The 12,924-nt window shown below is 57.1% G+C and carries 9 protein-coding genes; 4 read left to right on the forward strand and 5 right to left on the reverse strand.

Annotated elements, in window-relative coordinates:
• Nucleotides 1–393 precede the first annotated feature (393 nt).
• Nucleotides 394–1,374 carry an alpha/beta hydrolase gene (locus tag NOM06_RS10735; protein ID WP_255911573.1) on the reverse strand — a complete coding sequence of 327 codons (981 nt, stop codon included), beginning with the start codon at nucleotides 1,372–1,374 and terminating at the stop codon, nucleotides 394–396.
• Nucleotides 1,375–1,647: 273 nt separating this feature from the next.
• Here NOM06_RS10735 and dapB point away from each other — a divergent pair, with 273 nt between their 5' ends.
• The 4 genes from dapB to NOM06_RS10755 all read left to right on the forward strand — a co-directional run bounded on the left by dapB (nucleotide 1,648) and on the right by NOM06_RS10755 (nucleotide 8,963).
• Nucleotides 1,648–2,460, forward strand: a complete 813-nt coding sequence (gene dapB, locus NOM06_RS10740) for a 4-hydroxy-tetrahydrodipicolinate reductase (RefSeq protein ID WP_255911575.1) — start codon at nucleotides 1,648–1,650, stop codon at nucleotides 2,458–2,460.
• Nucleotides 2,461–3,128: 668 nt separating this feature from the next.
• Nucleotides 3,129–4,265, forward strand: coding sequence for a glutamine-hydrolyzing carbamoyl-phosphate synthase small subunit (carA, locus tag NOM06_RS10745; protein ID WP_031227689.1), 1,137 nt, complete (start codon nucleotides 3,129–3,131; stop codon nucleotides 4,263–4,265).
• Nucleotides 4,266–4,285: 20 nt separating this feature from the next.
• Nucleotides 4,286–7,510 (forward strand): carbamoyl-phosphate synthase large subunit, encoded by a 3,225-nt coding sequence (gene carB / locus NOM06_RS10750; RefSeq protein WP_255911577.1) that lies wholly within the window; start codon nucleotides 4,286–4,288, stop codon nucleotides 7,508–7,510.
• A gap of 301 nt (nucleotides 7,511–7,811) precedes the next feature.
• Nucleotides 7,812–8,963 (forward strand): DUF1615 domain-containing protein, encoded by a 1,152-nt coding sequence (locus NOM06_RS10755; RefSeq protein WP_255911579.1) that lies wholly within the window; start codon nucleotides 7,812–7,814, stop codon nucleotides 8,961–8,963.
• 65 nt (nucleotides 8,964–9,028) lie between these two features.
• Here NOM06_RS10755 and NOM06_RS10760 read toward each other — a convergent pair whose 3' ends face one another.
• From NOM06_RS10760 to NOM06_RS10775, 4 genes are all read right to left on the reverse strand, one after another.
• The gene (locus NOM06_RS10760; protein WP_255911581.1) at nucleotides 9,029–9,901 is read right to left on the reverse strand and encodes a nuclease-related domain-containing protein; all 873 of its coding nucleotides are present in this window, start codon (nucleotides 9,899–9,901) and stop codon (nucleotides 9,029–9,031) included.
• A 200-nt stretch (nucleotides 9,902–10,101) separates the two neighbouring features.
• Nucleotides 10,102–10,485 carry a hypothetical protein gene (locus NOM06_RS10765; RefSeq protein ID WP_255911583.1) on the reverse strand — a complete coding sequence of 128 codons (384 nt, stop codon included), beginning with the start codon at nucleotides 10,483–10,485 and terminating at the stop codon, nucleotides 10,102–10,104.
• An 87-nt stretch (nucleotides 10,486–10,572) separates the two neighbouring features.
• Complete coding sequence (locus NOM06_RS10770; protein WP_255911585.1) at nucleotides 10,573–11,115, reverse strand: hypothetical protein; 543 nt, start codon at nucleotides 11,113–11,115, stop codon at nucleotides 10,573–10,575.
• 623 nt (nucleotides 11,116–11,738) lie between these two features.
• The gene (locus NOM06_RS10775; protein ID WP_236758136.1) at nucleotides 11,739–12,662 is read right to left on the reverse strand and encodes an autotransporter domain-containing protein; all 924 of its coding nucleotides are present in this window, start codon (nucleotides 12,660–12,662) and stop codon (nucleotides 11,739–11,741) included.
• Between the last annotated feature and the right edge of the window lie 262 nt (nucleotides 12,663–12,924).

The raw sequence follows: 12,924 nt of genomic DNA on the forward strand, positions 1-12,924 counted from the left end.
TGTACCTGTATCGGATAGGGATAGGGGGAAAACAGGGCGGGCATCCTGCCGCATCGGGGTGCCCACAGTAGTGAGTCAACCTCGCTTGGTCAAGATAGACGTCCAGATGGATAGGTGTTTTTGTTTGATGATTCTGGTGTTCTTGAGATATCCAAAGAATATTCGGAAAAAGAAGTTAGCGCTGTTTATTGTTCATTGCTGTTCTGGCGCAGTCCGCGGGTATCTGGGGGTATCGCGTGCCTTTAATAAGGAAAGAGGTAAACGATAAGATCTCTGCATGCCATCTTGGGGATTTCTCCCGCTGCCAAACGTCAGCCGCACCTCTCTCTATCTCTACGTGAGCATGGTACGGATATTTCCAGAACGCGTGGACACAAGACCTGGGCTGTGTGGTTACTGTGTCAATTTCTCCACCGCCTGAACGGCTGTCGCGAGAGCATCCTGTTCCAGCGTCAGCGGAATGTGGCCAATACCGGGCAGCAGGGTGACAGGCCAGGAGATGCCGAGACGTCTTAACTCAGGTTCAAGTTGATCTGTTTGAAAGGCTTCGTCATTTGCACCCGCGATCACGGCGCAGGGGCGTTGCACATTGCGTAAATTCTGCTGATAGTCGCGCTCTGGCTGAAAGTTAGAGGCAAGGTTGAAGGAGTAGGAGGGGGTCAGCAGGGATTTCGCCTCATCATTAAGGGCAAAGTTCAGCACGGTCAGATGGTTGAGTGCGGAAATATGGAAACTGTTGAGGATGCTCAGGGCGATGAGGCGAGGCAAGCCGACACGCACCCAGCCACTGCTGTTGGGCCGGTAGTTGGCGGCGGTGGGGCCAAGATAGGGGGAGAGCAGCAGATAGCTCTCGAACAGGGTTTGTCGCGTGCTGCCAGCAACGCGCAGCACAAAGCCGCCGCCTGACGAGAAGCCGACGAGTGTTGCAGGCTTGGCGGGGGCCACCGACTTGATGAAATCTTCCAGATCGTCTTCAAGCTGGCCGATGTATGCAATGGAGCCTTTGTTGCCCGATGCGCCATGGCCGCGAATATCGAGGGCGTAGGCGTCGTATCCCGCTTGCGAAAAGGCGCTCGCCATCTTGTGCATGCTCTGGCTGCTGGCAGAAGAGCCATGAACCAGTACCACGCTGCCCTTGACCTTGTTGTTCTTCGTATTGCCCTCTGCGCCATAGTGCCGATAGGCCAGCTGCGTGCCGTCACGCGCCGGGTATCTTGAGAGGGGTGGCATGTTGCTCCAGCCACTCCCCTTGAAAGGGTCGTTGATGCTGGCCATCGCCGGTGCCGGACTCGGCCCGCCAAACAGCAGAGCCGCGGCCAGCATGACCAGGGTCAGTGATATCAACCCCACAGCAAACAGCAATCCTGCGCTCATCCTTGCACCTCATTTGATATCGACACGGGTGTTGCCCTGATTTTGCTTATGCTGGCATTTCACTCGTTCGAACCTATCAGATGGCACCCGGTCTGCCAAATGATGGAGTGAGACGATGAAAAACGGCCTGTGACCAAAAGGAAGTTCTTGGCCAGCCAGTGGGCGCTGCCGTTGGCGAGTGCAGCAAGGAGTGGTGGCATCATGGCTTTTCAAACCCGGCGCGGGCTGGTAAAACGGTCTCTTTCCATAATTAAAAGAGATGAGAGGGTGGAGATGGACAATCCGATCCGTGTGGCCGTGATGGGCTGTAATGGTCGTATGGGCAAGGTGCTGCTGGAGGCCATCACCAACACCGATGACGTGGTGGTTGGTGCTGCGCTGGAGCGGCCGGGCTCGGCGGTGATCGGTCTTGATGCCGGTGAGCTCAATGGGCTGGGCCATCTGGGCGTGGCCATCAGCGATAGTCTGGACAAGGTGCGCGATGAGTTTGATCTCATCATCGACTTCACCCGCCCCGAGGTGACCCTTGCCAATCTGGCCTTTGCGCTGGCCCACCACAAGCAGATGGTGATCGGCACCACCGGTTTTGACGATGCAGGCAAGGCCGCCCTGAAAGAGGCGGGCAAGCAGATCGGTATCGTGTTCGCCTCCAACTACTCGGTCGGGGTCAACCTGGTGTTCAAGCTGCTGGAGCAGGCCGCCAAGGTGATGGGGGATTACACCGACATCGAGATCATCGAGGGCCACCATCGCCACAAGGTGGATGCGCCATCCGGTACCGCGCTCTCCATGGGGGAAGTGGTCGCCAAAACCCTGGGCCGGGATCTCAAGGAGTGCGCCGTCTATGGCCGCGAGGGGATCACTGGCGAGCGGGATCGCAATACCATCGGCTTTGCCACCATCCGCGCCGGCGATCTGGTGGGGGAGCACACCGTCATGTTTGCCGATATCGGCGAGCGGGTGGAGATCAGCCACAAGGCCTCCAGCCGTCTGACCTTCGCCAATGGTGCTGTGCGGGCGGGCAAGTGGCTTGGTCAGCAGGGTGCCGGTCTTTATGACATGCAGGATGTGCTCAATCTCAAGTGATGCCTCTGTGGGGCACTTTCGTATTACTGCTACCCAGTGAAAAACCCCGGCTTGCCGGGGTTTTTGCTGTCAGTCAGCCAGAGTTTGTATAAAAAGACACACTGCCTTCAGTTTTTATCTGAATGCCTTATAAATCACACTATTTCGTTATCCGCCAGATTTCCCTTTCCTGAATGTCATCACCAGGTAACAGATTTGAGCATCTTTATGGCGGATAAAGCCATTTTTTACACCAGCAAGAAAAGACTAAAAATTCAAACATGGAAAAACGTTTTCCATTTTTCATGTTCACTCTTGTCATCATAAAAGCGTTAAATCTGTCATTAATGTTTTTTGTATAAAAATAAATTCCATTGTTTTAATTGGTTTTTTTGTTTGTTTTTGTCGCTATTGCTGGCTTGGTGTCATCTTTTGGTGGTGGTTTTTCCTTTTCTTTCATTGGAGGGGGTTGCAAAGCGATTGAGTGCATAGATAATGGGTAATGTTGCTTTTTTATTGAATTTAGATGCATTTCATCTGAGAAAAGACGTTGAAATGCCACTTTTTTTAAGTAGAATGCGCCCAATTTGCCAGAAATCTGCCGGGTTCGAGTCCTGTCCAAGACCGGAACCGAGCCCGCAACACCCAGGTAAATTGCTGAATTTAAAGCTAAATAACTGGAGGTTGTCTTGAATCACACTGCATTGCTAGTGCTGGAAGATGGAACTGTGTTCAAAGGCGTGTCGATAGGCGCCGAGGGATGTTCCGTTGGTGAAGTGGTTTTCAATACGTCGATGACGGGCTATCAGGAAATCCTCACCGATCCCTCTTATTCCCGTCAGATAGTCACCCTCACTTACCCCCATATAGGCAACACCGGCACCAACAGCGAAGATGAAGAGTCCAGTCAGATCCATGCTCAGGGATTGATCATCCGGGACCTTCCGATACTTGCCTCCAATTTCCGCAATCAGCAATCCCTCTCCGAATACCTCAAGTCTCACAACATCGTTGGCATCGCCGACATCGACACCCGTAAACTGACCCGCATCTTGCGCGAGAAAGGCGCTCAGGCTGGCTGCATTCTGGCCGGGAAACAGGTCGATGAAGCTTATGCCCTCGAACAGGCCCGCGCCTTCCCAGGTTTGAAGGGAATGGATCTGGCCAAAGAGGTGACGGTTGGTGAGGCGTACAACTGGACCGAAGGGAGCTGGCAGCTTGGCAAGGGGCACGTCACCCCGGATGCCGACCAGCTGAAATATCACGTGGTAGCCTATGACTTTGGCGTCAAGCGCAACATCCTGCGGATGCTGGTTGACCGTGGCTGCCGCCTGACCGTGGTACCGGCCAAGACCCCGGCCGCCGAGGTACTGGCGATGAACCCGGATGGCATCTTCCTCTCCAACGGCCCCGGCGACCCCGAGCCGTGCGACTACGCCATCGAGGCCATCAAGGCTTTCCTTAATACCAGCACGCCGGTGTTCGGCATCTGTCTGGGTCACCAGCTGCTGGGTCTGGCCTCCGGTGCCAAGACCGTCAAGATGAAGTTTGGCCACCACGGCGCCAACCATCCGGTGAAGAGTCTCGATGACAACACAGTGATGATAACCGCCCAGAACCACGGTTTTGCGGTAGACGAGAACAGCCTGCCGGATTGCCTGCGCGCCACCCACGTCTCCCTGTTCGATGGCTCCCTGCAAGGCATCCATCGCACCGACCGTCCGGCCTTCAGCTTCCAGGGGCACCCCGAAGCGAGCCCGGGCCCGCACGATTGTGCCGGTCTCTTTGACCACTTTATTGAATTGATTAAGCAGTATCGCGCCTAAGGAATAGAGGAAAGAGTTTCATGCCAAAACGTAACGACCTTCAGAGCATCCTGATCCTCGGCGCCGGCCCCATCGTCATCGGCCAGGCCTGCGAATTTGACTACTCCGGCGCCCAGGCGTGCAAAGCCCTGCGCGAGGAGGGCTACCGCGTCATTCTGGTCAACTCCAACCCAGCCACCATCATGACCGACCCGGAGATGGCGGACGCCACCTACATCGAGCCCATCACCTGGGAAGTGGTGCGTGAAATCATCAAGAAAGAGCGCCCGGACGCCATCCTGCCCACCATGGGTGGCCAGACTGCGCTTAACTGCGCACTGGCACTGGAGAAGCATGGCGTGCTGGCCGAGTTCGATGTCGAGATGATCGGTGCCACCGCCGACGCCATCGACAAGGCCGAAGACCGCTCCCGCTTTGACAAGGCGATGCGCAGCATAGGCCTCGAGTGCCCGCGCGCCGGCATTGCCCACAACATGGAAGAGGCGTGGGGCGTGCAGCAGATGGTCGGCTTCCCCTGCATCATCCGTCCCTCCTTTACCATGGGCGGCTCCGGTGGCGGCATCGCCTACAACACCGAAGAGTTCGTCGAGATCTGCGAGCGTGGTCTGGATCTCTCCCCGACCAAAGAGCTGCTCATCGACGAGTCGCTGATCGGCTGGAAAGAGTACGAGATGGAAGTGGTGCGGGATCGCAACGACAACTGCATCATCGTCTGCGCCATCGAAAACTTCGACCCCATGGGTATCCACACCGGTGACTCCATCACGGTCGCGCCAGCCCAGACGCTGACCGACAAGGAGTACCAGCTGATGCGCAACGCCTCCATGGCGGTGCTGCGCGAAATCGGCGTCGAGACCGGCGGCTCCAACGTCCAGTTCGGTATCAACCCGAAAGATGGCCGCATGGTCATCATCGAGATGAACCCGCGGGTGTCGCGCTCCTCTGCGCTGGCCTCCAAGGCGACCGGTTTCCCCATCGCCAAGATCGCCGCCAAGCTCGCCATCGGTTACACCCTCGACGAGCTGATGAACGATATCACCGGCGGTCGCACTCCGGCCTCCTTCGAGCCGGCCATCGACTACGTGGTCACCAAGGTACCGCGCTTCAACTTCGAAAAATTCGCCGGTGCCAACGACCGTCTGACTACCCAGATGAAGTCGGTCGGTGAAGTGATGGCCATCGGCCGCAACTTCCAGGAGTCCCTGCACAAGGCGCTGCGCAGCCTCGAAACCGGCAAAACCGGCTTCGACCCCATGGTTGACCTCAATGCCCCGGACTCCCTGACCCGCATCCGTCACGAGCTGCAGGACGCCGGTAGTGACCGTATCTTCTACATCGCCGATGCGTTCCGCGCCGGTCTCTCCATGGATGGCATCTTCAAGCTGACCAAGATTGACCCCTGGTTCCTGGTACAGATTGAAGACCTGGTGAAGCTGGAAGAAGAGGTGAAAGAGCGCGGCATGGCGGGTCTCGATGCCGACTTCCTGCGCGCCCTCAAGCGCAAAGGCTTCGCCGATGCCCGTCTGGCCAAGATCCTCGGTGTGGCCGAAGGGGAAGTGCGCAAACTGCGCGCCCGCCACAACATCTTCCCGGTCTACAAGCGGGTCGATACCTGTGCCGCCGAGTTCGCCACCAACACCGCCTACATGTACTCCAGCTATGACGAGGAGTGCGAAGCGGCCCCGAGCAACCGCGACAAGATCATGATCATCGGCGGCGGCCCGAACCGTATCGGTCAGGGTATCGAGTTCGACTACTGCTGCGTGCACGCGGCGCTGGCCCTGCGCGAAGATGGTTACGAGACCATCATGGTCAACTGCAACCCGGAGACCGTCTCCACCGATTACGACACCTCCGATCGTCTCTACTTCGAGCCGGTGACCCTGGAAGATGTGCTGGAAATCGTGCGCATCGAAAAACCCAAGGGCGTCATCGTTCAGTACGGTGGCCAGACCCCGCTGAAACTGGCCCGTGCACTGGAAGCCAACGGCGTGCCGATTATCGGTACCAGCCCGGATGCCATCGACCGCGCCGAAGACCGTGAGCGCTTCCAGTCTGCTGTCGAGCGCCTCGGCCTCAAGCAGCCGGAAAACGGCACCGTCACCGCGCTGGAGCAGGCCGTGCTGCTGGCCGAGCGCATTACCTACCCGCTGGTGGTTCGCCCCTCCTACGTGCTGGGTGGCCGCGCCATGGAAATCGTCTATGACGAGCAGGATTTGCGTCGCTACTTCGCCGAGGCGGTAAGCGTCTCCAACGAATCGCCGGTACTGCTGGATCGCTTCCTGGACGATGCGACCGAGCTGGACGTGGATGCCATCTGCGACGGCACCGACGTGGTCATCGGCGGCATCATGGAGCACATCGAGCAGGCCGGTATCCACTCCGGTGACTCCGGTTGCTCCCTGCCGCCCTACACCTTGTCCAAGAAGATTCAGGACGAGATCCGCGAGCAGGTGCGCAAGTTGGCGCTGGAGCTCGGCGTTATCGGCCTGATGAACGTGCAGTTCGCGGTCAAGGGCGATGACATCTACCTTATCGAGGTGAACCCGCGTGCCGCCCGTACCGTGCCGTTCGTCTCCAAGGCGACCGGTGCTCCGCTGGCCAAGATCGCCGCCCGTGTGATGGCCGGTCAGTCGCTGCAAGAGCAGGGCTTCACCAAAGAGATCATCCCGCCCTACTACTCGGTGAAAGAGGTGGTACTGCCGTTTGCCAAGTTCCCGGGGGTTGACCCGCTGCTGGGGCCGGAGATGCGCTCTACCGGTGAGGTGATGGGGGTTGGCAGCAGCTTTGCCGAGGCCTATGCCAAGGCGCAGCTGGGTGCCAACCACGCCGTACCGAAAGAGGGTCGTGCCCTCTTGTCAGTACGTCACAGCGACAAGGCGCAGGTGGTCGATTTGGCCGCCAAACTGCTGGAGCTGGGCTACGAGCTGGATGCCACTCACGGCACCGCGGTCGCGCTGGGTGAAGCGAGCATCAACCCGCGCCTGGTCAACAAGGTGCACGAAGGTCGCCCGCACATTCTCGACCGCATCAAGAATGGCGAGTACACCTACATCGTCAACACCGCCGAAGGGCGGGTGGCGATCCAGGACTCCAAGCAGCTGCGTCGCGCAGCCTTGCAGAACAAGGTGGCGTATACCACCACCATGAACGAGGCGTTTGCCACCTGCATGGCCATCAGCGTGGATGCCACCGCCAATGTCAACTCGGTGCAGGAGCTGCACCAGAAGGTGAAAAACCGCTAAGCGTTTGCAGCGGGCATCAGCCCGACTTGCCAGACGACCAACCCCCGCCAGCGATGGCGGGGGTTTCTTTTTATCAGGCGCTCACCGTTCGGTTCGGGCCGGGTGAATCCTTGAAGAAGGTCATGAGTTCCGCATCGGAGACAACGGATGGCGCGTGGGGTGGCAAAAGCTGGCAAGGGGAGGGGATGCTGCGAGCGCGGGTTTCAACTGCAGCAGGCAATCCTCTACAATGGCCCCACTTTGCTTGTCAGTGCAGTGCCAGCGGCGCTGCCTGTAGGGCCAACAAAAAATGGACATGCTTATGACCGCTTTGCCTTCCTGTCGTCTTCTTGCCTTCTGCTCTGCCTTGTTGCTGGCCGGTTGTGCCAGTGATCCCGCCTCCGCGCCCACCAAAGAGGCGAGCGTAAGCAACCCCAAAACGCCGCCTGCCATGCAGCCGCGCAAACCGGCGGATATGAAGAGCCGCATCGTGCGCTTCTTGCCCCGTCAGGTGCCTGACAAACAGGGGTGGGCTAACGACGTGGTGACGGCGCTCACCACCCAGGGGGTGACGGTCAATGATCACAATGTCTGTAGCGTGCTGGCGGTGGCGGAGCAGGAAGCCACTTATCAGGCCGACCCCATGGTGCCGGGCCTTGGCAAGATCGCCTGGAAAGAGATCAACTCACGGGCAGCCAAGCTGCTGATCCCCGAATTTATGGTGCGGGCCGCGCTCTCCATCAACTCGCCCACCGGCAAGAGCTACGCCGAGCGGATCGACAAGTTGCGTACCGAGCGGGAGATGAGCGAAATCTTCGAAGACATGATCAGCATGCTGCCGATGGGCAAGACGCTGTTTGGCAACCTCAACCCGGTGCATACCGGTGGCCCGATGCAGGTGAGCATCGCCTTTGCCGAAGCCAACGCCCGTGGCTACCCCTATCCAATCAAGGATTCCATTCGCCACGAAGTCTTTACCCGTCGCGGCGGCATCTGGTTTGGCACCAAACATATCTTCGGTTATCCCGCCGACTACCCGGATACCCTCTACCGCTTTGCCGATTTCAACGCCGGCTGGTACGCCAGTCGCAATGCCGCTTTTCAGGCCGCCGTCAGCCGCTTGAGTGGCAAAACTCTGGCGCTGGACGGGGATCTGATCCGCTATGACTCGGATCTGCCGGGCAATACCGAGCTTGCCGTCTACACCCTCGCCAACCGGGTCAATATGAGCAAACAGGCGATCCACCAGAGCCTGCGCAAAGGGGATACAGCCGAATTTGCCGAGACCGACCTCTACCATCGCATCTTTACCCTGGCCGACAAGCAAGCGGGCAAGCGACTGCCCCGCGCCATCCTGCCCGGCATACAGCTAAAGAGCCCAAAAATCACCCGCAACCTCACCACCGCCTGGTTTGCCAAGCGGGTGGATGACAGAGAACAACGTTGCGTGCGGCAGATGGCGACGATTCGCTAAGAAACATCAAGGGCGGCCAATTGGCCGCCCTTGATGTCAGAGTGAGTTTCCCCTTGTGTGGCAGTTCATGCCTTGCTGTTCCCCGTGAGATTTACAATGAATCTGCATTTGGGGTATCCACTGCATCCCCAAAACCGATTGCCTCGGTTATCCCCCCGTTTGGCGGTACGCAATACCATCGGGTTGCCGCATCTGGGACATAGTGGATTTGCTTGGGTGAGCGATTCGGTGATGGTTGGCGCGGCGTTCACCACCTGATTGACCACAGGCATTGCAGCTACGGATAAAGGCGGGCGGGGAACCTCGCTGTGACGTGCTTTCAACTGCGCCACATGCTGTTTATGGGTCTGCCAATTGGCGGCCAGTCGTCCCCGCTGGATGGTGTCGATCACTCTGGTGACTTCAGCAGGGGTCAACACCTGCGTGGTTTTATTCTTGATATAGCGAATAAGCCCACGGTTCATCACGTTATCCGGCATGGGGGTTTTAAAGGTGCAGTCGCCAATAAAGTAGATAATCGAATGGAGCTGATGATCAGCAAGACCCAACAAGGATTTGAGCGTCATCAGGTGCAGATAGTTTTGGCGCAGGGGATTTTGAAAGGTATGTCTGCGGCGATAGAGCTGCTGGGTCCAGCTCTTGTGGGCTGGATTGCCAAATATCCACCCCTTGATGTTCTTGGTCTCGATCACAAACAGCCCGAAGCGCGAGACGATCACATGATCGATCTGGGTAGTGCCCTGCGGGGTCGGCAGGGTCACGTTCTTGAGCAGGTGGTACTCCCGCTTGTCGAGAAAAAGCCGGATGCCCAAGTTGATAAATGTCTCCCCAACAATCCCCTTGAACCTAGGCGTTTTGATCAGGGTGGCAATCAACAACAGGGGCAGCAGATACCAGAACTGGCCCAGCAGAACCGCAATAACGGGTGTGAAGTCCATTTCAACTCGCTTTGGAATTGGGCGATGAGGTGCCGAACTGAACCATCCTAACAATTTCATCAACAGGAATATGTGACAGATTGCACTAACTCTGTGACAAGGCTGGATTTTTCGGGGCGGGCTGTGGTTGATGGTAAATCGCAGGTGCAAAAAAGCCCCTTGGCGGGGCTTGGTGTCTGGCAAGGCCGGTGTCGGGATTATCAATCGAACAGGATGCGGCCGCTGGTGCCGGCATCGCTGTCTTTCCAGCTGGCGCCGCTTTTGCGCAGGGTGTAAGTGATGGTCTCTTGCTTGAATTTCAGGTAGTCGCTGCCGCTGTGGCTTGGTTTGACCTGATTGCCATCGATATAGGTTTCCCCTGTGGTATCGACGTGAATTTCGGCCACGGTGCGGCCATCGTCAGTAACGGCTTTATAGTTGCCAGCCCACGGGCTCTCGTCGCCATACTGCACGGCCCCTTCCTGAGCGTGCTCTTGGGCATGGGTCTTGTGGCCGTGATGGGTTTTGGCCACGGCGCAGCCGGAGATACCGACCGCCAGCAGGCAACCGAGGGTGACATTGAGCAGAGTCTGTTTGGATTTCATCTTCATTTACCTGTATCAAATAATTGCAATGGATAAGGGGTGGAGCCCCCACGGTCGGTGTGGGCCCCGCTGAGCCGTGGCTCGAAATCAGTCCTGATTGATGCCAGAAATATGGCCGCGGGCGTCGGTGAGGCAGTGCCAGAGCCGGTCATGGGGCCCCTTGATATCAATCATCATCCCCGCCTGGGAGTCGGCCACATAGTCGAGGGTCAGTTTGCTGCGGCTGACGCCCGCTTTTCTGGCAACGGCGTTCATGCAGGCGTTCTCGGCAACCTTGGTTTGTGCAGTGCTGCCGTTGTAGGCACTGCTACTGGCGCTCTCATCATCATCGCCGTCGTCATCGTTCTCATCGTCATTGATCTGGCAGGCGCCGCTGTCGCCATTTTTGACAAAATAGGTGATGCCCCAGTCGCCATTTTTCACCATGGAGAGGGTGGTGCGCCCCTTGCTCGCCTCGTAGAAATTTGAATTCACTTTTTTAAGTGTAATTTGCTGGTTATTGATATAAGCCGTGCCATCTTCGATGCGAAGATTAATATGTCCAGGACAGCTGGCGGATAAATCAGGCACCCCTGCATATGCGGTTCCGGTTATGACCAATACAGAGAGAGCAAGCAGCGTTTTTTTCATCAGATAACCTAAAATCAACAAGGATCAGCAAGTGTGATGTCGTCAAAATAACGGTTGCTATGTCTGAACGTTATTTCTGTGCTCATTGCACACCTGTTATCAGTAGCCCGCAGTCAGTCGTTTCAGTGCGCCTCGTCCTGCCGGAGTGATGCCAAATTTAGCAGTCGGGTGATGTAAGTAAAATAAAACAGGATTAATTGGATTCATAAAATATGAAAAACTATAAATCATTTAAAACAATGAGTTAGGTATGGTTCGTATCACTGGGCACAAGATGGGGGACCTCCGGGTTGGTTCCTTCTGGGCATCGATAAAGTTGGCCATTGGGCTGCAATATCGGGAGTTGAGTATTTTCTCTGTTGCAAGCGGGTACAGGCTGGCGACATCACAGGGCAAATCAGCCATTGCGCGCCGCAAATATACATACAAAAACACCAATCTTCGGTGTGCGAGGGAGGGAATTAGCCTGCCAGCAGGTGGATATTTTTACCTGATATGACTGGGTGGTGAGGCATATGAAAAGGACAGACTAAATAAACCCTCCGTCAATAGGGCGTGACTATATGGAGTGTTAATGTACTTTTCCTGAGGATTGCCCACTTTTGTCAGGCAAAAATAACGACTTAGAAACTCATGGCCAACCCGATGGAATAACCGCTGGTGTTGTGGCTGAACATATAGCGGGCAACCAGCCGGGTACGGGTGACTATGATGTCGTACTTGCTGCTGTCCAGCTCCAGACCGGCACCGATCGAGTTGAGGGAGTCAAAGCCAAGCAACCCCCGCTGTTCCCCCAGATATGCGGTATGAGCCCCCTCCAGTACATAGCGCACCGGTCTGTCGAGCAGTGTCCAGTGGAATAGCGGGGCCCGGCGACGCAGATAGAGACCGAGGTTCTCCGCCTCGGCGTGACCACGGACGCTGGTCGAGGTGCCGCCAAAGCTCTGCAGGTGCTGGTAGGAGTAACGCACTTCGACATCGATATCCTGCGCCTTTGAAAAGAGCTCGTAGTCGAGCATCAGCGAGCCCCCCAGTCCGTACATATTGAGCTGCCCACCATCGAGAAAATCCAGCGAGTAGCCCTTGGTGCGCTCCAGCAGCCAGTTGCCGATCCGCAGATCGCTGGCCATGGTACCGAGCGAGACGTTGGCGATGGGGCGCAGTACCCAGTGGCCACCGCGCGGGTCTTCATGGAGGGCGATATCCCAGCCGATCCCGCCAGAGGCGGTCAGGCTGTTCCACTTGGTCGGGAGGGTGCGGCTCTCGGTGCCGTTGCTCACCACAAACTGGGGATCGTAGCGGCTAAAGCCGATCGCCCCTTCCAGATAGATGGGCACGGCTTCGCTCATGGTGGCGCCGCCACCGATCTGGGTCATGTTGAGGGCGGCAGATTGATTGGTGCCGCTGCCGATATCGAGGTTGCTGGCGGTGATGTCGGGCACCACGGTGAAGGTCATCAGCGAGAGCACCGCATTGGCGCGCTCCTGTGCCCACTCCTGATCCTGTGTTGCGGCCTTGACGGTGCTGCCGGATAGCGCCAGCAGCATTGGCAACAACATCTGCAATAAAGAAAAGCAAGAGCGGTGCATGAGTGTGGTTCCCGATAAGCGGCGTCTGATTGCCCTGGCTTTACTGTAGCGAGCTTCCTGCCGGTTGGCACGAAGCTAAGAGGGGGGAATAAGCGCCGCTTTCGGTTGGTTGCCGCTGAGGGGCAAGCCTTTGCCACACCAACGGCTGTAGTGGTCTAATCATCCCGGACACCATTTTAGGTGGTACAGTCGCCACCATGACCTGAGGTGTTCAATGACA

Source organism: Aeromonas sp. JL9, assembly GCF_024436075.1.
GTDB lineage: Bacteria > Pseudomonadota > Gammaproteobacteria > Enterobacterales > Aeromonadaceae > Aeromonas > Aeromonas veronii.

Coding starts and splice junctions, on each gene's coding strand:
- NOM06_RS10735 (WP_255911573.1), bottom strand. CDS start 1,374: ATGAGCGCAGGATTGCTGTTTGCTGTGGGGTTGATATCACTGACCCTG.
- dapB (WP_255911575.1), top strand. CDS start 1,648: ATGGACAATCCGATCCGTGTGGCCGTGATGGGCTGTAATGGTCGTATG.
- carB (WP_255911577.1), top strand. CDS start 4,286: ATGCCAAAACGTAACGACCTTCAGAGCATCCTGATCCTCGGCGCCGGC.
- NOM06_RS10755 (WP_255911579.1), top strand. CDS start 7,812: ATGACCGCTTTGCCTTCCTGTCGTCTTCTTGCCTTCTGCTCTGCCTTG.
- NOM06_RS10760 (WP_255911581.1), bottom strand. CDS start 9,901: ATGGACTTCACACCCGTTATTGCGGTTCTGCTGGGCCAGTTCTGGTAT.
- NOM06_RS10765 (WP_255911583.1), bottom strand. CDS start 10,485: ATGAAATCCAAACAGACTCTGCTCAATGTCACCCTCGGTTGCCTGCTG.
- NOM06_RS10770 (WP_255911585.1), bottom strand. CDS start 11,115: ATGAAAAAAACGCTGCTTGCTCTCTCTGTATTGGTCATAACCGGAACC.
- NOM06_RS10775 (WP_236758136.1), bottom strand. CDS start 12,662: ATGCTGCTGGCGCTATCCGGCAGCACCGTCAAGGCCGCAACACAGGAT.